15 protein-coding genes are annotated in these 18,367 nt (G+C 65.5%); 9 read left to right on the forward strand and 6 right to left on the reverse strand.

Features of this window, described 5'->3' with window-relative positions; all coding sequences use genetic code 11:
* Nucleotides 1–16: 16 nt before the first annotated feature.
* The 3 genes from K414_RS0117610 to K414_RS0117620 all read right to left on the reverse strand — a co-directional run bounded on the left by K414_RS0117610 (nt 17) and on the right by K414_RS0117620 (nt 2,700).
* Nucleotides 17–1,288: an aldolase/citrate lyase family protein gene (locus tag K414_RS0117610; protein WP_051365386.1), complete on the reverse strand. Its 1,272-nt coding sequence runs from the start codon at nt 1,286–1,288 to the stop codon at nt 17–19.
* A gap of 5 nt (nt 1,289–1,293) precedes the next feature.
* Nucleotides 1,294–1,755, reverse strand: coding sequence for a PaaI family thioesterase (locus K414_RS0117615; protein ID WP_027497142.1), 462 nt, complete (start codon nt 1,753–1,755; stop codon nt 1,294–1,296).
* A 222-nt stretch (nt 1,756–1,977) separates the two neighbouring features.
* Nucleotides 1,978–2,700, reverse strand: coding sequence for a hypothetical protein (locus K414_RS0117620; protein WP_228139410.1), 723 nt, complete (start codon nt 2,698–2,700; stop codon nt 1,978–1,980).
* Between the two features lie 222 nt (nt 2,701–2,922).
* Between K414_RS0117620 and K414_RS0117625 the strand changes: the two genes are divergently transcribed.
* Genes K414_RS0117625 through K414_RS0117635 form a run of 3 tightly spaced genes read left to right on the forward strand, consistent with a single transcriptional unit; the run spans nt 2,923 to nt 6,364 of the window.
* On the forward strand, nt 2,923–4,398 hold the full coding sequence (locus K414_RS0117625) for an iron chelate uptake ABC transporter family permease subunit (RefSeq protein WP_081701620.1): 1,476 nt from the start codon (nt 2,923–2,925) through the stop codon (nt 4,396–4,398).
* A complete protein-coding gene (locus K414_RS0117630; RefSeq protein WP_045841749.1) occupies nt 4,395–5,498 on the forward strand; it encodes an iron chelate uptake ABC transporter family permease subunit in 1,104 nt (367 codons plus the stop codon). Before K414_RS0117625 ends, K414_RS0117630 begins: the two co-directional genes overlap by 4 nt.
* Complete coding sequence (locus tag K414_RS0117635; protein WP_027497146.1) at nt 5,495–6,364, forward strand: ABC transporter ATP-binding protein; 870 nt, start codon at nt 5,495–5,497, stop codon at nt 6,362–6,364. Before K414_RS0117630 ends, K414_RS0117635 begins: the two co-directional genes overlap by 4 nt.
* 9 nt (nt 6,365–6,373) lie before the next feature.
* Here K414_RS0117635 and K414_RS0117640 read toward each other — a convergent pair whose 3' ends face one another.
* The gene (locus K414_RS0117640) at nt 6,374–8,896 is read right to left on the reverse strand and encodes a DUF2156 domain-containing protein (RefSeq protein WP_152530514.1); all 2,523 of its coding nucleotides are present in this window, start codon (nt 8,894–8,896) and stop codon (nt 6,374–6,376) included.
* A gap of 101 nt (nt 8,897–8,997) precedes the next feature.
* Nucleotides 8,998–10,299, reverse strand: coding sequence for an alpha/beta hydrolase-fold protein (locus K414_RS0117645; RefSeq protein WP_027497148.1), 1,302 nt, complete (start codon nt 10,297–10,299; stop codon nt 8,998–9,000).
* A gap of 195 nt (nt 10,300–10,494) precedes the next feature.
* On the opposite strand from K414_RS0117645, the gene K414_RS0117650 reads away from it, so the two are divergent.
* The 4 genes from K414_RS0117650 (at nt 10,495) to gndA (ending at nt 15,450) form a co-directional block, all read left to right on the forward strand.
* Nucleotides 10,495–10,911, forward strand: coding sequence for a BlaI/MecI/CopY family transcriptional regulator (locus tag K414_RS0117650; protein ID WP_027497149.1), 417 nt, complete (start codon nt 10,495–10,497; stop codon nt 10,909–10,911).
* Nucleotides 10,912–10,934: 23 nt separating this feature from the next.
* Entirely contained in the window at nt 10,935–11,891 is a 957-nt protein-coding gene (locus K414_RS0117655) for a M56 family metallopeptidase (RefSeq protein ID WP_027497150.1), read from the forward strand.
* A gap of 382 nt (nt 11,892–12,273) precedes the next feature.
* Nucleotides 12,274–13,845, forward strand: coding sequence for a DEAD/DEAH box helicase (locus tag K414_RS0117660; RefSeq protein ID WP_167328048.1), 1,572 nt, complete (start codon nt 12,274–12,276; stop codon nt 13,843–13,845).
* A 153-nt stretch (nt 13,846–13,998) separates the two neighbouring features.
* Nucleotides 13,999–15,450 (forward strand): NADP-dependent phosphogluconate dehydrogenase, encoded by a 1,452-nt coding sequence (gene gndA, locus K414_RS0117665; RefSeq protein WP_027497152.1) that lies wholly within the window; start codon nt 13,999–14,001, stop codon nt 15,448–15,450.
* A gap of 71 nt (nt 15,451–15,521) precedes the next feature.
* Here the strand turns inward: gndA and K414_RS0117670 are convergent, their stop codons facing one another.
* Nucleotides 15,522–16,049: a DUF4262 domain-containing protein gene (locus K414_RS0117670; protein ID WP_051365151.1), complete on the reverse strand. Its 528-nt coding sequence runs from the start codon at nt 16,047–16,049 to the stop codon at nt 15,522–15,524.
* A gap of 87 nt (nt 16,050–16,136) precedes the next feature.
* On the opposite strand from K414_RS0117670, the gene K414_RS0117675 reads away from it, so the two are divergent.
* Nucleotides 16,137–17,465, forward strand: coding sequence for a DEAD/DEAH box helicase (locus tag K414_RS0117675; protein WP_027497154.1), 1,329 nt, complete (start codon nt 16,137–16,139; stop codon nt 17,463–17,465).
* Nucleotides 17,462–18,361, forward strand: a complete 900-nt coding sequence (locus K414_RS0117680) for a DMT family transporter (RefSeq protein WP_027497155.1) — start codon at nt 17,462–17,464, stop codon at nt 18,359–18,361. The genes K414_RS0117675 and K414_RS0117680 overlap by 4 nt, the downstream gene beginning before the upstream one ends.
* Nucleotides 18,362–18,367 lie beyond the last annotated feature (6 nt).

Below are 18,367 nucleotides of genomic sequence, written 5' to 3' on the forward strand. Positions count from 1 at the left end.
CAATTCTGACACGCAGTCAGCCCAAGGGCACGGTGACCGACCGATCGAGCAGACCCCGCAGGACATTTCGGTCGACAGAAGGGGCCACGTCCTGCAGTTCGGTGACCCCGAACGCGCCCGCGTCCAGGCCGCGGACCAGTACGCCCGCGAGAGCCTGCGCCGTCGCCGGCTCGTCCATCACATCTCCGCCGCGACGATCGAGGTAGTTGCCCAGCCGAGCTGCGGCGACGGGCATCGCGTGACGAAAGAACTCGAACGTGGCCAACCACCGCGTCACCAGATGACCGGGGTGCATGTCCCACCCCTGGTAGAAGCCCCGCTCGAGGGATCTGGTCACCAGATCGAAGTGGCGCCGCGCCGACGCTGCCACTTGTTCGGAGCTACCGGTCGGAACCACCTGGGTGGACCCGTCGCACACCCACACGCCTGTCTGCGCTGCCGCAACCAACATGACGTTCTTGGCATGGTCTGCCACCGGATGAGCCAGAGATTGCTGCGCCGACGTGATTCCACACGCCGCGCTGTAGTCGTAGGTGCCGTAGTGGAGCGACGTGCAGCGACCATCCGCGCGGGCTATCGCACGCGCCAACGTCGTCGTACCGTCGGCACCGATCACGGCCTGTGGGCTTTCGATCTGCAACTCGAAACGGAGTGCCCGATCGGGAAGACCGTGAGCCCGCTCGAGTTCTTCGCACAACGCGACCACGGCCGAAACCTGCTCGACCGCGCGGAGTTTGGGCACTGTGAACACGAACCCGTCGGGCACTCCCCCGGCCCCGTCCAGGACGAGTTCCAGGGTTCGAATGCCACGCCGACGCTCATGAGCGGCAAGGCCTTTCGCACGGATGCCCAGCCACGACGGGCCCGCCGTGTCGCGTGCCAGCGCAGCCAACGCTGCACCTGCTGCCGCGGCGTGACGATCCTCGACGGCGTCGGAGCGCCACCCGTAGCCGTCCTCGAAATCGAACCTGAGGTCCTGGATCGGTGCTGCGTTCAGCCGGTCCCGTACCACCGGTAGAGCATCGGTGGTGCCGAGGCCGGCGAAGACCTCGGGATGCGCATCGAGCAGGCCGAGGGCTGCGGTTCCCCATGCGGCCGGGATGTTCTCGGACGCCTCGGAGGCCGGGACGTAGACAGTGTGGGAGGGCTGCCCGCCTATTCGGTCTCCCGGATAGTGCTGCGCCAGATCGGCATCGATGGGCTCGAAGAGTGCTTCGATGCGGGCGAACGCGTCGTCGTTCAGCGCACCGCCGGCGGAAGGGGGAACGACATCGTCGTGTCCGGTCATGGGCTTCACTGTCCCAGACGTGCTGTGTTTTCGATATTCGCCAGCCGCACTTTGCCCTGTGCCACCAGGCGGCCGCCCTCGTCGGAGATGTCGACCTGCCAGAGTTGTTGGGTGCGGCCTCGATGGATCGGATGTCCGTGCGCGGCAAGAGAGCCCGAGCGCGTTGCTCGCAGGAAGTCCGTGCTGTTGTTCACCCCGACGACATGACCGCGCGAACCGAACCAGGCCGATCCACCGATGCTGGCAACCGATTCCACCACGGCGCACAGAACACCACCGTGCATGATCCCGGCCGGCTGGTGCAGTTGCGGGGTGACATCCCACTCTGCGCGAACGACGTCGCCGGTCACTTCTCGGTAGGTCAGTCCGACCACGCCGTCGAATCCGCGTCCGCAGAGTTCGGTCAACTGTTCCGGGGTGAGGGTCTCGAAGGGGCTCGCTTCGGTGGTGCCGTTCGAATCGGTCATTGCTCCGCTTCCGGTCGCGTACTGAGAATGTTCGCCGACTGCAGTCGACCCATGACCAGAAATACACGACACTCCGCCCGAGAAAATCGGTGGGCCTCTCGTTCGAGTCGAACGAGAGGCCCACCGTGGCAAGGACCGGGAGACACTGCAGCCCTCAGGTCTCCGGCGCGGTCCGTTGGTATGAAATTAGCATAGGCATACCTCAGTTCCGACGCAAGACCTTCATGACGCGCGTAGCCGCTGCCGGCCCGGGACTCCGACTCGCGATCGCACGGGCGCGCCGGCAGCGACCATCGCGTCGAGCAGTAACTGGCCGCGCCGCGTTCCGGCGGAGGGGCCGGTCCCGGCCAAGATCGGGACGTACGTCGACGCACCGAGGATCGCGTCACCCACCAGCGCCCAGAAAACGCGAGCATCCAGAGGAGCCCGCTCACTGATCGCGCGATAGACAGACCCGAGAGACGTCAGGCACCGATGCGCGGTCCAGACGAGAAGAGCCTGTTCGCAGGGCAACGTCACGGTTCCGGGCTCGCCCGCAGCCGGATCCTCCGGCAGCACTCGCAAGATGGGCGACGCAACACCCGCCCAATCGATTCCCCCGTCGCTGTCCATATGGATCCACAAGTTCTCGATGCCCGGATCCCAGGCACGCGCTTCGAGCACGAGCAGTGCTGCAACCCGCCCGACCACCGCATGAATCAGCGCAGTCGCCACCTGCACCGCCGCAGCGTGCGGTACTTCGAGATCCTCGAGCGAACGGCGGTACATCTGCTCGACGCGACCGTCGTCGAGGCCGACCGACAGCTGCCACCAACGCCGCTTGCCCTCGTCGGCCATGGCGGCCACCGCGTACATCCTCGGATAGTCGGGATTGAGCGCGCGCAGAGTGGAACACGACTCGGCCAACAGCGCGTGCCCACCGGATCGGTCCGAGAATCGGTGCACATCGGCCCAGCCCGTGAATGCCGCAGTTGCAACTGACACCTGAACGCTCCTTCTGTTCGTGATCGGTGAACTCGCCCCACCGTCGACCAATGGATGTAGGTTAGCCTAACCAGATACGGCTGCCGAGTCAGGCACCGCTACCCTTACCTCGTGTCGCACGGCGAGCAAGGGTTCCGTAACCTAAACCGTGTCCCTTCGATCCAGCGAGGAGTCACGACCCCAGTGACCACAGCTCCGCTACTCGGCCCTCACGGCTCGCGTCGCTCGCCCGACGAGCGATACGGGACCGAGGACGTGCCCACCGGGCCCGCACCGTGGAGTACACGCATCGCAGCCGCGGGGATCGACGCGCTGATCGTGCTCGTGCCGTTGTTCATCGGGTGGTCGATCGTCGACGCCCTTCGCGACGACAACGGCGGTGGCCAGGCCGACCGTGTCGTGTTCGGAGCCATTTCTCTCTCGGTGGCCGTCGCCTTGTTCGTCTGGAACCGCGGCTACCGCGATGGCAACGAGGGGCAGAGCACAGGTAGACGGTGGATGAGTCTGACGCTCCGCGACACCGACACCACCGGCCCGGTCGGTGTCCGTCGAGCTCTCCGTCGCCAGTTCGGTCTCGGCCGGTCCACTTCGGAGGTCGTGCGCGAGAAGACAGCTGCAGCGGATGATTTCGAGCCCATTCCCAAGGATGGTTCGGTTGCCGCCATTCGCCGACGCAGATTGCTCGGCCTGGCAGTGCTGGTCGTCGCTCTGGCCGCCGGCATCTTTGCGAGCATCGCCATCGGTGCCCGACCACTGACGTTCGCCGAGATCGCCCATGCATTGATCGATTCGAGCGGCACGGACACCGACATCATCGTGCGGACCTTGCGGGTCCCCCGAACGGTGCTGGCGTTGGTGGTCGGCATCGCGCTCGGTATCGCAGGTGCCCTCATCCAGGGACATACGCGCAACCCGCTGGCCGATGCCAGCTTGCTCGGCCTCAATTCCGGGGCTGCGTTCTTCGTCGTCATGGCCATCTACCTGTTCCGGTTCACCTCTCCGAGCCAGTACCTGTGGTTCGCGTTCGCGGGTTCGGCAGTGGCGAGCGTCGTGGTGTTCGGTCTGTCGTCCATCGGGTCGGGCAGATCGAGTCCGATCAACCTCGCCCTGGCGGGCGCGGGTGTCGCGTTCTTCCTCTCCGCGATGACGAATGCCGTCGTGTTGCTCGACCAAACGAGCCTCGACGGCTACCGCTTCTGGGTGGTGGGATCGGTCGCCGGTCGGGGGCTCGACGTGCTGTGGCAGGTTCTCCCCTTCCTGATTCTCGGTGTGCTGATCGCACTCGCCAGCACCCCGGGCCTGAACGTCATGAGCCTGGGCGAGGACGTAGCGCGATCCCTCGGAACCAACATCGCGGTCACCCGAACCGTCGGAATCCTGGCCATCACTCTGCTGACCGGAGCGGCAACGGCCGCTTGCGGGCCCATTGCCTTCGTCGGCCTCGTCGTTCCGCACATCGCCCGAGCGGTGACCGGACCCGACTACCGCTGGCTCGTGCCCTACGCGGGCCTCATGGGCGGCGTGATGCTGATGATCGCCGACGTCATCGGACGCGTCGTGGTGCGCCCGGGCGAGTTGCAGGTGGGCATCGTCCTCGCACTCTTCGGCGCGCCGTTCTTCATCGCACTGGTACGCCGTAGAAAGTTGGCGAGCCTGTGACCGCCGAGATCCGGTCCCCCGAACCCTCCACGGCCGGTCCCGGCACCGTGCCCGCACGGCCCGCCGTTCGCCTGGGGCGGGTGTCCCTTGTCCGCCGTCCACTGATGGTCGTCACCACCGTCCTCGTGGCTGCCGCCTTGATTCTGGTCATGTGTGTCAACATCGGCCGCGGCGACTTTCCGCTGTCGATCCCCCAGGTGCTCGACGTCCTGCTCGGCGGCGGAACGCGGATCGAACGGTTCATCGTCATGGACCTGCGCCTGCCCCGGTCGTTGACGGGCTTGCTCGTCGGAGCGGCCCTGGGAATTTCCGGTGCGATCACGCAATCCATCTCTCGAAACGCACTCGCCAGTCCCGATATTCTCGGCATCACCGCCGGTGCCAGTGCTGCAGCCGTCGCGCTGATCGTCCTGGGCGGCGGCGGTACCTTCAGCGGTCTGCTCGCCACCCTCGGGCTGCCACTGGCAGCGCTGATCGGCGGAGTACTCACCGCAATAGCGATCTACTCACTCGCCTGGCGGAAAGGCGTCGACGGCTTTCGCTTCATTCTGGTGGGAATCGCCGTCAACGCCATGCTCACGGCCGTCATCGGGTGGTTGCTGATCAGCGCCGACATCAACGACGTGTCGCGCGCGCAGGTCTGGCTCAACGGTTCTCTCAACGGAGCCAACTGGTCGACGGTGTGGCCGGTCGCAGTCGCCGTCGTCATCGTCGGGGGCGCAACCATCGTGTCGACGTTCACGCTGGGAGCACTGCGTCTGGGTGACGACAATGCACGATCGCTCGGAGTGCGGTTGCAGCACAGCCAGGCCGTGATGTTGCTCGCCGCCGTCGCACTCGCTGCCGTTGCCACAGCTGCGGCCGGACCGATCGCGTTCGTCGCACTGGCAGCCCCGCAGATCGCGGTACGGCTCCTTCGAACCCCGGGACCGCCGATCATCGCCTCGGCATTGCTGGGCGGACTGCTGGTAGTGGCGAGTGATCTCATCGCGCGGACGATCCTGCCGGTGGAACTGCCGGTCGGCATCGTCACCTCGGCACTCGGTGGACCGTTCCTTCTGTACCTTCTCGTGCGCAGTAATCGAAAGGCTTCCGTATGACAATCAGCCACGCCTCGCGTTTGGTCGCAGACGATCTCAGCCTCGGTTACGGCGACCGGACCATCATCGAGCACCTCGACCTCGCGATTCACACCGGAGTGATCACCACCGTCATCGGCCCGAACGGCTGCGGCAAGTCGACCCTGTTGCGATCGCTCGGACGCCTGCTCAAGCCCAAGGCCGGAAGCGTGATGCTCGACGGCCGGGCGATCTCTTCGATGAAGACCAAAGAGGTTGCCCGAACCCTGGGCATGCTGCCGCAGGCACCTACTGCTCCGGAAGGACTGACCGTCGCCGATCTGGTCTCGCGCGGTCGTCACCCCCATCAGTCGTGGATCAGGCAGTGGAGCTCGGACGACGAGGCAGAAGTGGCCAACGCACTCGAACTCACCGGCGTCGGCGATCTCGCCGACCGTCCCGTCGACGAGCTGTCCGGTGGTCAACGGCAACGCGCCTGGATTTCGATGGCACTGGCGCAGGGCACCGACATCCTGCTGTTGGACGAGCCGACCACCTACCTCGACCTCGCCCACTCCATCGAGGTACTCGACCTCGTCGATCGCCTGCACGAGGAGCTCGGCCGCACCATCGTCATGGTGTTGCACGATCTCAACCTCGCACTGCGATACAGCGACCAGTTGATCGTCATGAAGCAGGGAACCATCGTCACGTCCGGTCGCCCTCAGGACGTCATCTCGGAGGAACTACTGCTCGACGTGTTCGGTCTCGAGGCAGCCGTGATCGACGATCCCATGTCGGATCGCCCGCTCATTGTTCCGATCGGAACTCGCCACGTGTACGGGTCGGTCGGTGGTCCGGTGAAATCGGACAGGCGTTCCGGGACACCGGACTCGCGGGCCGTCTAGCGCAGAGCGTCACCGCTCGATCATCGTTCGGACGAGCTTGAAGCCCTGACCGATGGACACGTCGGGCAGGTAGGCCCGGCCGATTGCGTTGCCGATACTGGGCAGGGCGGCCGGATCGGCGAACGTCATGTGCATCGGCTCGTAGCGCGGCTGGAATTTGGATTTGAATGCCAGCAGAGACCGGAACCCGTAGACAGGTTCGAGGGTGCGCCCGAGTACATCGAGCAACCGTTCGAGCAAGCCGGACAGCGTCGACTGCTCGGCGCTGGACACGTGCTCGGGCTGCTTCTCGTCGACTTTGGCCAGAGGTGCACCGGACAGGCTCAGGAACCTGGCTCCCTCCTGCTCGAGGAGCAGGGCGGCAGAGGCGATGAGAAACTCCATTGTCGGCCGAAAGCCTTCCGACCGTCTCCGCATGAAATCGAGCGTCCACCCGACGATGACGCCGTCCTCGTAGACGGGCATCCACGACGTGACCCCGTGCACGGTTCGATGTTCGTCGACGGCAATCAGGCATCGCACGTTCTCGTCGTCGACCTCCTCGAGACCGCCGAGGGTGAAGCCCATCTCCGGCATCCCCTTGTCTGCCACCCACTCCTCGGAGATCGCGGTGATCTGATCGGTGATGGCCAGTGGAGCGGTGGGAAACCGAATCCACTCCGCGACGACGCCTGCCTTCTTCGCTCGATTGAGCGCAGTACGAACATCCTGGAACCGCTTGCCGGTGAACGCGATCCCGTCCAGATCGAGCACGGTCTCCTCACCGACCTGGATACCGCCCCACCCGAGAGAATCGGTGATACGCCGGACGGCCGGGGTGACGGAGTAGAAACACGGAATCCACCCGTTCTTCGACGCGAACTCGGCGAACTCGACGACGTTGTCTCGCAACGATTCTCGCGGCCCGACGGGGTCACCGGTGGTCAAAGCCACGCCGGAAATGACGCGATACGCCACGTAGCTGCGGCCGTCGGCGCTGAACCAGTACTTGTTCCCGCGCCAGGTCGTCATCCACGACAGCGCCGAGCCGCTGCTCGACATCAGCACGCTGCGAGCCCGTTCGGTGGCATCGGTCTCCGGGCCGTACACCGGTGTGAGGAAGGTGCTGATCGTGAGCGCACACACCACGACCCAGAACACGACGCCGGTCCACTCGAACAGCAAGGTGGTCGGGATGCTCTGGGGTAGAAGGGCGGGCTCGAGCCACTGCAGATAGACCGGCGGGACCAGCCTCTGTGGGAAATCGATCAGCAGTCCGCCGAAGGACGGCGAGTCGGCGAAACCGCCGCGACCGAGATAGCCGCCGATCGAGTAGATCAGGCCGAGTCCTACTACGGCGGCCACGAGGGACGCTGCCCAGCGTCGGTACGTGCCAGCCGGTGCCGACACGTCGAAGAACTTCCGAGTGACGATCAGGACCAGCAGGACGATCAGGGGCAGAAGGAAGGGCACGGCTGTGCGGTAGGCAGTGGGAGATTCCAGCCCGTAGAACAACGATTCGTCGTCACCGGCTTCGAGGAATCGGATGGCGTAGTTCGCCACCGACAGCGCGAGCAGAACCACCTGCGAGATCACTGCCATCGCCCACGCGAACCGTCGACCGCGGCGCAAACCGTCACTGACCACCAAGAGGAACAGCGACGGCATGATGCTCAGGATCGTCGGTCCGACTCCGCCCAGCCTGAGGTCGAGCAGCCCGCGGCGGCATTCCACCGGGTCGGTCGTGGCATCGGCGCAGATCTCACGAACCTCGGCAGCTGTGTACGGCACACCGCGAACCACGTCGCGAAGCACCGCGAACGGCCCCACGGCATTGGGGCTCAAGGCCGCCAGCACCGGACCCAGGGCACTGGCGGCGACGATCAGCGCGACCAGCACACGTCCTTCACGCTGCGTTCCCGCCAATCTCGGACCGCGCGCCGAGCGGCCGACGATCCACGGGCCCACGATCAGACCGATCACCGCTGCCGCCAACCGAACGACGTCCTGCAGATGGCCGCCGAACAAGGCCAGGGTCACCAGAAGCGTCAGAAGTCCGACGCGAATCCGCCTGCGCCACAGCGTGTCCATCCGCGACGTGGCAACCAGCACCACGCCGCAGACCCATGTCGTCGGGCCCACGGCCGTACCTACGTGGAGGCGGAAACCCCAATCCTCGTCGACGGTCTTCGCCAGCACGGCCAGGCCCAGCCCGAACAACGACCCCGCAACCTGCGTCACGAATGCGGCTACCGCGAACCGACGGGAACCGATACGGCGTTCGATCGGGGCAGCAGCGAGGAGCACCGCAACGGTCGCCACCACGCAGCCCGCGATATTCGGCGCTGCCAGACCAGATGTCAGCGGCGTCCAGAGATGCCAGTGCTCGAACGGGACGATGCCGACCGCGAAGTACCTGTCGACCTGACCATGGCCGTCCGACACGACGGCATATATCCCCGAAAGCCAGACCACGGCGAGCAGGGTGAAGCTGACCGGGGCACCCACCGCACCGAACAGGATCAGCGACCACAATCGCCGCGACTGCCGCATCGTCGCCGAGGCGGCGGATCTCACGACGGCCACCTTCTCGGACATCCACGTCGGTGCCGCAGCATCGATCGCTTCCGTCGAACTCCCCGACTCGTCGGTGTTCACGCCGTCAGTCCTGTTCTCGTAGCCAGCCACGGCAGTTCTCGACGTAAGCCTTCGGACCACACCGCGAAGCTGTGTCCCCCTGGTACCTCCACGTACTGCACATCCATTCCAGCGGCCTTCGCCGCGTCGTACATCTCCTGCTGGCCCGGTTGGTAATCCTTGTCCTCGGACCCCACGACGAAAATACCGGCAGAGTCCGGGTATCGACGCGATTTCAGCAGGTCGAGAGGGTTGATCGCGGTGAACGCTGCGGCGTTGCCGCCGAACGCCTGCTGCACGGTTCGATCTCGATCGCCGAGGGTCGGCTCGCGCTGACCCGACAGGTCGAGAAACGTGGGATAGACCTCGGGATGATTGGTGGCCATCTGTATCGAGCACGTTCCGCCGTAGGACAATCCGCCGATCGCCCAATGAGCACGGTTTCGATCCACCTGCAGGGAGTTGTCGATCCAATCGGGAACGTCACGTGCGAGGTAGGTGGCCGCGTTGCCGAGTGTCGAATCCACGCAGAGCGGATTGGCGATCGACGAGCCGGTGCCGTCGGCCACGACCACCACCGGTGCCAAACCGGCATGATCACGCGCGAAGTTGTCCATGGTCTCGGCGAGCTTGCCCCCGTTGAACCAGTCTTCGGGTGCGCCGGGCTGGCCGGCGAGCAGTACGAGGACAGGAAGAAGCGGACGGGGATCGGCGAAATAGGCCGGCGGTAGGTAGATCTGGGCGTCTCGCGCCGTGAAGCTCGACGCGGTGGCAGGAATGGTGGCGGAGGTGACGCGGCCGGCGGAAGGCAGGTCGGCAGGTGCGGACCAGGCAGATTCCAGGGGTGTGCCGGTGACGGTGTCGGAGACCGGAGGCGGCACGTCCGAGAACGCTATGCGCTCGGCCGACTCGACACCGAGCGCATTTCCCACGGTCGGATACGCATCGAATTCGAGGTTGACGTGCAGAGCAGACGTTGCCACCACGAGTACCGCCGCCAGCACCGACACCACTGTGCCGACCACGCCGCGGGCAGCGATCGACCGTGGTACGAGTGCGAACAGGGCAGCCACACCCACCCCGATCCACACGTAGATCGACATGTCGATCGGATCGGGGAACGGACGCCATACTTTTTCGACCACTACGTAACCGATGGCCGTGACGACGATCGCCGCGGTGGCAGCGATCGGCAGCGCACGCCTGGCGTACCGACGCGACCTCGAGACCAGCAACCACAGTCCGCCGGCGGCGCCGAGCACGGACACGATCACCGGCAGTGGCCCATCGAGCAACGACAGTGAATCGAACCACTTCACGCGAGGTCTCCACTCATCTTTCCGACTGGGGCCCAGCGGCACCAACTCTCGACAGAGTATGCCCACGGACCCGCTCACGGTCACGACCCGCCGACGCCACTCGACCACGGCTATGACCGAGACCACAGCACTCGGACGGTAGTTACTACTACGAGTAGTACGCATCCGCGTCGGACTGGCCGTAGACTCGGAGGAATGGCTGGCCTTGGTGAATTGGAACGCGCAGTAATGGACCATCTGTGGGAAGCGACGGAGCCGCAGACCGTTCGTCAGGTACACGAGGCCCTTGCGACTCATCGTGAACTCGCGTACACGACCGTGATGACGGTCCTGCAGCGTCTGGCGAAGAAAAGTTTGGTCGTCCAGCAGCGCGACGACCGAGCTCACCGCTACGCCCCGGTCCATGGTCGCGACGAGTTGGTCGCGAGCCTGATGGTCGACGCGTTGTCCCAGGCCCCCGCCTCCGGCGGTCGTGCAGCTGCCCTCGTGCACTTCGTCGGGCAAGTCGGAGCAGATGAGGCCGCCGCCCTCCGTGAAGCACTCGCGGCTCTGGAAGTGGCACAATCGACGACAGAGTCACCTTCTGCTGCAGAAGGCCGTCCGACGGACTGAGGCTCCTCGTAGTAAGTGAGGACATGAACTCCACCACTGCGCTGGTATTCGCGATACTCGCGCTGATCCTGGCTGGACCTGTGCCGGCGATGCTCGCCCGTGCGAGCTGGCCGTACCGGTCGCCTCGCGCTGCTCTGGTGCTGTGGCAGGCCATCGCCCTCGCGGCCGTGTTGTCGGCCTTCAGTTCCGGCCTGGCAATCGGCGGATTGCTGCTCGTGCCGGGCCCCGACGGCCGTCCGACCACGGCTCCGACCGACGAGATCGACGCCTTGGGCCTGCCTCTGTGGACCTTGTACGTGGTGGTGCTCGCGATCACTCTGGGCATCGGAGCGAAACTGATGTTCTCGGTGGCTCAGGTGGCGGTGCGTACCCGCCGTCGCCGCTCCCGTCATCGCATGTTGGTCGATCTGCTCGACCGGACCGACAAGAGCGACAATCCGTTCAGGAGCCTGCGTGATGCAGACATCCGGGTTCTGGACGCGGCGGAACCGATTGCGTATTGCCTGCCCGGACTACGGCAGCGGGTGGTGCTGAGCCGCGGAACGCTTGCCAGCCTCTCCGAAGCGGAGGTGACCGCGATCCTCAGTCACGAGCGATCACACCTACGATCCCGTCATGACCTCGTGCTGGAAGCGTTCACCGCGGTCAACGAGGCGTTCCCCAGAATTGTTCGTAGCAAGTCCGCCCTGAGCAGCGTTCAGTTGTTGGTCGAACTGCTGGCCGATGACACGGCGGTCAAGGTCACCGGACCCACCCCTCTCGCGCGCGCACTCGTGACGTGCGCCGGATCCACCGCACCGCGGGGTGCCATGGCAGCCGGCGGACCGCACACACTCATTCGCGTCCAGCGGTTGAGCGGGCCGGGCAGCGATGTCCGGATCGCCGCTGTGGCATATCTGGCCGCCGTCGTCATACTCGTGCTGCCGACCATCTACGTCGCGATGCCGTGGCTCGAAGAGCTGAGCAAGCTCCTCGGCTGATCGAAGGCCACCACACCGAGGGGTCACGCAGGTCACACCCATCCGGGTGAACAAATGGCGGTACGTCCCGTACAGTAGAACTCGGTCGCCATCGCGACCAAGCAATCGAAATGGCACAAACAGCCCCACTTTATGCAGGTTCGACCTGCGTACCGATGGCCAGGTGACAGTGCCCTGGCTCGTATCAATGTGTTCTGGCTGTTTTTCGTGTTTCCCTTCTCGTCGGGTCTCTCAGCTTCGGGCTTATTGGCGTGCCCGCAATCCGGAGAGGCTTTACTGCGTGACCAACGCTGTTTCCAATACCACCGTTTCCCCCGAGTCCGACTCGACGGCCGTACCGACGCCCGCAGCGGCACCGGCGTTCACATTCGCCGAGCTCGGTCTGCCCGAGGCAGTCGTCGCGGCTCTCGCTCGTAACTCGATCACCGTGCCGTCCCCCATCCAGGAAAAGGCGCTTCCCGACGCCATCGCCGGCAAGAACGTCCTCGGTCGCGCGCAGACAGGTTCGGGCAAGACCCTCGCCTTCGGCCTGCCGATCCTGCAGCGCCTGTCGCTGCACACCGATCGACCGGCCGCCAAGCGCCCGCGTTCGCTCGTACTGGTTCCCACCCGCGAACTCGCGTTCCAGGTAGTCGAGTCGCTCGCTCCCTACGCCAACGCACAGGGCCTCCGGGTCATGCCTGCCGTCGGCGGCACCCCGTTCAACAAGCAGGTCGAGCAGCTTCGCCGCGGAGTCGACGTACTGGTCGCCACTCCGGGACGACTGGCAGATCACCTGCGTCAGGGCACCTGCATCCTCGACTCCATCGAGATCACCGCGCTCGACGAGGCCGATCAGATGGCCGACATGGGCTTCCTGCCCGAGGTGCGCGCCGTACTCGCCGATACACCCGCAGACGGCCAGCGGATGCTGTTCTCGGCCACCCTCGACCGCGAGGTCCAGTCATTGGTTCGCCAGTTCCTGCCCGACCACGTCGAGCACTCCACCCAGGACGGCAAGGCCAGCGTCCGAACCATGGACCACTACGTCCTCATGGTCGACCGCGGCCAGAAGGATCTGGTGCTCTCGGAGATCGGTGCCCGTGAAGGCGGCCGCACCATCATGTTCGCGCGCACCAAGCTGGGCTGCGACGGCATCACCGATCGCCTGCGCGCCCTCGGCATCGCTGCAGAGTCGCTGCACGGCGGCAAGGCACAGAACCAGCGCACCCGAGTGCTTGAGCGATTCAAGAACGGTCGCACCCCTGTGCTCGTGGCCACCGACGTCGCGGCCCGCGGAATTCACGTCGACGGAATCGACCTGGTCGTGCACGTCGATCCGCCCGCCGACCACAAGGACTACCTGCACCGCGCCGGCCGCACGGCACGCGCTGGAGAAAAGGGCACCGTCGTCGCGATCGTGCTCCCCAATCAGCGTCGTCAGGTTCTGCGTTTGACCGGGATGGCCGGCGTCAAGGCCACCGCGGTCAACGTCTCCCCCGGTTCGGCCGAACTCAACAGCATCACCGGAGCCAAGAAGCCGACCGGTGAGCCGTTGCGTGCCGAATCCACCCCGCGTGATCGCAACAGCCGCCCGCGCACCGGTGGCTACCAGGGGTCCAACCCCCGCAGCGGTGGCTACCAGGGTTCCAACCCGCGCAGCGAAGGCGGCTACCAGGGTGACCGTCCCCGCACGGGATACCAGGGATCGAGCCCTCGCACCGGCGGCTACCAGGGATCCAACCCGCGCAGCGAAGGCGGCTACCAGGGTGACCGCCCGCGTCGCTCCGACTCGAGCTCGTACCGCGGCTCAGAGGGTCGCGGTTACGAAGGTCGCGGCTCGGACAACCGTGGCTCGGACAACCGTCGTCCCGCATCCGCCCCGCGCCAGGACGAGAACCGGTCGGGTGGGTTCCGTAGCCGCACCGAGCGTCGTTCGTACGACGGTTTCGACGGGCCTGCACGCAGCCACTGATCGATCGTTCGAGGCGAAGCCCTGATTCGACGGGCTTCGCCGCTCGAACCCCGAGGTGCCGCATTCTTCGCGAATGCGGCACCTTTTTCGTCGTGTCGGCCGGACCCAGGGGGTTGGCTCGCGCGAAATCGCGCGGCAAGGAAAGCTGTCTGTATGACCTCAGCAGCAAAAGAGACAGAACTGGCTCAGATCGGAGTCACCGGACTCGCCGTCATGGGCTCCAACATCGCGCGTAACTTCGCCCACCACGGGCACACTGTCGCGTTGCACAACCGCAGTATCGCGAAAACCGACGCGTTGATCGCCGAGCACGGTACCGAGGGCAACTTCATCCGTACCGAGACCATCGAGGAGTTCGTGGCCGCGCTGGCGAAGCCGCGGCGCGTGCTCATCATGGTGAAGGCAGGCGACCCGACAGATGCGGTGATCGAGGAACTCGCCGGTGTGATGGAGGAAGGCGACATCATCATCGACGGCGGCAACGCGCTCTACACCGATACGATCCGCCGCGAGGCGGCCATGAAGGACCGCGGTCTGCTCTTCGTCGGTGCCGGTATTTCCGGCGGCGAAGAGGGCGCGCTCAACGGCCCGTCGATCATGCCGGGTGGCCCGGCCGAGTCCTACAAGGCACTGGGACCGTTGCTCGAGTCCATCGCTGCGCAGGTGGACGGCACGCCGTGCTGCACGCACATCGGGCCCGACGGCTCCGGCCACTTCGTCAAGATGGTGCACAACGGCATCGAATACGCCGATATGCAGCTCATCGGCGAGGCGTACAACCTCTTTCGCGACGCGCTCGGGTACTCGCCTGCGCAGGTTGCAGACGTCTTCACCGAGTGGAACAAGGGCGATCTGGAGAGCTACCTCGTCGAGATCACTGCGGAGGTCCTTCGCCAGGTCGACGCGAAGACCGGGCAGCCGCTGGTCGATGTGATCGTCGATGCTGCCGAGCAGAAGGGCACCGGTCGATGGACCGTCAAGGCGGCACTCGATCTCGGAGTGCCCGTGACCGGCATCGCCGAGGCAGTGTTCGCACGGGCTCTGTCGGGATCGCGGGCCCAGCGCAAGGCCGCTGTCGGCCTCGCATCGGGAACATTGGCCGACAAGCCGACCGATGCCGAGCAGTTCACCCACGACATCAGCCGGGCGCTGTACGCGTCGAAGATCGTCGCCTACGCACAGGGCTTCGATCAGATCGCGGCGGGTAGCGCCGAATACGATTGGAATCTGCATCCGGGCGATCTCGCCACGATCTGGCGTGGTGGCTGCATCATTCGGGCGCGATTCCTGAACCGCATCAAGGACGCGTACGACGACAACGCCGAACTACCGAGCCTCATCCTGGCACCGTACTTCCGTGACGCCATCGAGAACGCGATCGACAGTTGGCGGCGCGTCGTCATCACGGCTGCGTCGCTCGGCATCCCGGTGCCTGCGTTCGCATCCTCGCTCTCGTACTACGACGCGCTGCGCGCCGAGCGTCTGCCTGCGGCCCTGACACAGGGACAGCGCGACTTCTTCGGTGCGCACACCTACGAGCGCACCGATTCCGAGGGCAAGTTCCACACTCTGTGGAGTGGAGATCGCTCCGAGATCGAAGCCTGACATCGGTCCCTCGCCGGTGGCACCGCGCGTACTTTCGTGCGGTGCCACCGGTGTGATCGGTCTTCGCTCGCTCAGAAGGGCACCGGCCCGAGTATCGGTTGCACCACCGTCGACGGAATTCCCTCCCACGGCAGTGCACCTTCGAGGTCCCTCCAGACGGCTTGTACGGCGCTGAAGCGTCCCGTGCCGTACACGTCGGAGGCGACGTACAGGATGTCCGCACAATCCGGTACGTCGATGGCCAGAAGATCGAACCCTGCTGCTGCACAACCGATTCCGGATTCAATCTCCAACATCCCCGACGCCACCGAAGTCCCCAGCGCGTTCAGGATCATCGAGGATTCACGTGGCCCGCGTCCCGTCACGACGAGTTCGGGACTACCCAGGTCGGTGAGACCGACCGTGTAGCAGAACGCGGGATGAATGCCGTCTCGATCGACCTCCGATTCCACGTACTGCAGCGCCCACCCGAATGTCTCGATCGTTGCCCTCACGTCATCGATGTAATTGTCGACACCGAACCCTCGGCACATCTTGCACATGACTCCCCCACCTTCGCCGTGCAACCGCCCCTGCGGAGATTGCGTCTCGAACGCCATTCGAACTCACGTTCTAGGACAAGTATTGCGTGCGGTACCGACAACAACGGTCGAACGCGTCGTCGATCCGGCGGTAAGGTCAGCTCCATGCCGGGTCAATCCACTCGATCGTTCGCAGACCTCGGTCTCCCCGTCGTTCTGGTGCACTCCCTCAGGAATGCAGGTGCTCGCGACCCGTTTCCCATTCAGGTCGCGGCGATCCCCGATGCCCTTGCCGGACGGGACGTCCTCGGGCGCGCACCCACGGGCTCGGGTAAGACCCTGGCGTTCTCACTGCCGATTCTCGTCCACCTCGCCGGCAAGCGAAGCGCACCTGCGGCACCGCGCGGGTTGATTCTCGCCCCCACGCGGGAACTGGCACTGCAGATTCGTGAAGTACTCGACATCCACGGTGCCACCTTCGGACTTCGTACCGTCGGCGTCGTCGGAGGTGTTCCGCTCGAACGCAACGTCCGAGATATTCAGCGCGGAGTCGACATCGTGGTCGCGACTCCCGGCCGGCTGATCGATCTCCTCCAGCGACGCTCGATCACACTCGAGCATGTCGAGGTCACCGTCATCGACGAGGCAGATCGCATGGTGGACATGGGTTTCCTGCCTCAGGTCGATTCACTGCTCGCTGCCACCCCAGCACACGGTCAGAGGATGTTGTTCTCCGCGACGCTGGACGGGGAGGTCGACGGGCTGGTCGAGAAGTTTCTGAAAGACCCCGCTGTGCACTCCACTGCGGCAGCCGTCAGCGAACCCGACATGACCCATTTCGTCTTCCGAATCGACGCGGCCCGAAAGACCGAAGTCGCTGCCGCACTTGCCAACCGCGACGGAAAGACACTTCTGTTCCTACGGACCACCCATGCCGTCGATCGACTCACCGACGAGTGCCTCGCGCTGGGTGTGCCGGTATCGTCGTTGCACGGCAACAAGACTCAGGCGCACCGCACCCGATCGCTCGCGGCCTTCGGCGAGGGCACGTCCGTGGCTCTCATCGCAACCGACGTGGCAGCCCGCGGTGTTCACGTCGACGACGTGACGCTCGTGGTTCACGTCGATCCCCCGGTCGATTTCAAGGATTACCTGCATCGCGCCGGACGTACTGCACGTGCCGGTGCCCGCGGAACCGTCGTGACGCTGGCAACGGACGACCAGTTGTATCGCGTCCGATCGATGGCCGACGAGGCCGGCGTTGCCGCCACGATCATCGATACCGATCTGGACCAGTCCGCGTGGCGTCGACCGACGGGCGCACGCACCCCGATCGGTCGACCGCTACCGGCCTCGGTACCGACGACGAGCGGTGCTGCGGCCGACCCCCGAACTGCGCGCGGTGCGGGCCGGACGGGTACGCCGGGCAGGCGTGGGCGGAGCGATGGCACCGGGAGCCGGCGGGGTGGCGGTAGCAGAGGACGACGCGGGTGACCGCGTCCTGGCCGGCGGTCGTACTCGCGCTGATTTCGGCGTTCCTGTTCGCCTGCGCGTCGGTCGCGCAACAGAGCGCGGCCGCGTCCGTCCCCGAAGGTGAATCCCTCGTTTCGGCACTGGTGCGCAGCCCGCGGTGGTGGGTAGGGGTCCTCGGAGACGGCGGTGGCTATGCGGTTCAGATCGCCGCGCTGTGGGTCGGCTCGGTACTGATCGTCCAACCTCTGCTGGTGACAGCACTGCTGTTCGCTCTCCCGATGTCGGCAAAGCTGGTCGGGAGAACACTGCCCGCCACCACCTGGGCGCTCGCCGTGGCGATGGCCGCGGCACTCGCCGTCTTCATCGTGGTGGGCGACCCGAGCGAGGGCAATACCGACGCCCCTTTCGTGCAATGGCTCGTTCCACTGATCGTGGTGGCCGTCGTGGTCGGCTGCGCCGCCGCGGGCGGATTGCTGCTCACCTCGCCGGGAGTTCGGGCACTACTCCTCGGTGCAGCGGGAGGATTGCTGTTCGGCCTGGCGGCTGCGCTGACCAAGAACGTCACCGACCTCATCGACGGTAACCCGGTCGAGGCGCTGACGGCCTGGCAGACCTACACGCTGATCGGATCCGGCGTCGTCGGCTTCTACCTGCAGCAGCGTGCATTCCAGGTGGGTCCGCTGTCGGCGTCGATGCCGGCCGTGACGATCTGTGAACCACTCGGCGCGGCGTTCGTCGGAGTCACTGTCCTGAACGAGCGAATCAGAACCGAGGGCGCAGCCCTGACGGTCATCGTCGTGGCCGTGGCCGTCATGGTCGTCACGACGGTCCTGGTGTCGCGTACGCAGGCTGCGAACGCGTCCGAACCGACCGCTCGGGACGGGGCGTCGAACCCAGGAAGTCCATCCGACCGGTAGTCTCGA

Origin of the sequence: Rhodococcus sp. JG-3 (assembly GCF_000482405.1) — a bacterium.
GTDB lineage: Bacteria > Actinomycetota > Actinomycetes > Mycobacteriales > Mycobacteriaceae > Rhodococcoides > Rhodococcoides fascians.